This window comes from Chryseobacterium sp. CG10_8 (genome assembly GCF_058117085.1).
Genome location: NZ_JBYVEB010000224.1, coordinates 1 through 1,537 on the forward strand (window position 1 = coordinate 1; position 1,537 = coordinate 1,537).

Below are 1,537 nucleotides of genomic sequence, written 5' to 3' on the forward strand. Positions count from 1 at the left end.
GGCGGTAGTTTTTTTATTTAAGCCACTTTTCAATTGTTTTAATGAATTTTTCTTGTTGGTCAACAAATGGATAATGAGAACAATTATCGATGGTTTTGAAATTTCTCTTTCCTACAATTTTCTTCATATCTGTTAATTGCTTTTCTGAAAATATTTTGTCCTGCAAACCATAAATTGCAAATAATTTCACATTCTCTTTTTTTAGTTTCTTTAAAATAAGTTTTGTGTCTATATTATTTTTGCTTTCATTTTTGTAGAATAAAACAGGAGCGTTGTCATTTCTGATATTATTTTTTGCAAACACACTATTCTCATAATTTTCTCTAAGTTGATTTGCTTCAATTGTCGGAAATGGCATCTTAAAATACTCATTAATACTTGCAATTTCATAACATTGCTTTCTATATTCAGCCGAATTTTTATCCAATTTTTCAATTTCATAAATTTTGGAAAGCATTACTGAGTCATTCTTTTTTTGATAGATTTTTTCTGTTGTTTCCAAAATGTGGTTATACGTTTCTTGTTGAGAAAAAAGAGCACTCGCAAGAATTAAAGAATTTACTTTTTCAGGATTTTGCTCTGCGAAAAGAGTTCCAACTAAACCACCAAAGCTATGTGCAATAATATTTGCTTTTTTTATGTTGTATTTTTCATAAAGACTGTTTAAATCTTTAATTACTTCTTGAAAAGTAAAAGTTGCGGTTGTATCGATTGAGCGACCTTCACCACGTCTATCATAAACGATTACATAAAATCCTTTTTCAGACAATTTTTCAGAAGTTGTTCCTTCGAAAAGTGTAGAGTTACCTCTTGGTCCACCATGAATGAAAATTAATACTGGATTTTCTTTATTCCCATAAGTTTTTGAATATATCGTTTCTGTTTGTGCTTTTCCAATTATTGATATTAGCGTACAAAAAATTAGTAAAAATATTCTTATCATTTTTGGGATTCTATGTTTGGGTATGAGTTTTGATAAAATTACCGCCAACGGTTCGCGTGTTTGCGAAGGAGCGGGGTAGAAAGCACTGAAAGTCTCAACTTTGCACCAACGTAAGCAAAACCATTTTTCATTTGCTAATTTACATTTTTTATGCAAATAAAAAATGGTTTTTGCGGTGAAGAAAGTACAAAAGTTCAGGTTTGCACTTAACCCGCTCTTTTGCAAACACGATGTTAGTGGCTGGCATTATCTCGTCGAATGATGACTTTTCCATAAAAATCCAACACTTTTTTTAAAATATTTTCAGCTTTCGGGTCTTTGTCAAACCATGGTGCAATACCTGGGTAAACAAACCAAAAAACAGCAACTACCCATTTAAATTTATCTGTTTTTGGATAGGCTATTAGATATTGATACTTTGCTTCGATAAACTCATCATACCTTGCAGTTTGTTTTAAGAAACAATAAGCTTCATCAGCCAAACTCAACAGCTTTTCTATGTTTGCCTTTGCACAATAATCAATATTTACATCTTCTTTTATGGTCCAGTAATAATTATCCAAAGAAACAACCGCACTATTTTCAGGAGATTTA

General features: G+C 30.8%; 2 protein-coding genes. Both read right to left on the reverse strand.

Annotated features, from left to right (window positions below; translation table 11 throughout):
• Positions 1–13: 13 nt before the first annotated feature.
• Positions 14–943: an alpha/beta fold hydrolase gene (locus tag AC4AGG_RS16385; protein ID WP_489773096.1), complete on the reverse strand. Its 930-nt coding sequence runs from the start codon at positions 941–943 to the stop codon at positions 14–16.
• 233 nt (positions 944–1,176) lie between these two features.
• Positions 1,177–1,537 (reverse strand): hypothetical protein (locus AC4AGG_RS16390; RefSeq protein ID WP_489773097.1); only part of this gene is annotated, 361 nt, incomplete at its 5' end.

Coding starts and splice junctions, on each gene's coding strand:
- AC4AGG_RS16385 (WP_489773096.1), bottom strand. CDS start 943: ATGATAAGAATATTTTTACTAATTTTTTGTACGCTAATATCAATAATT.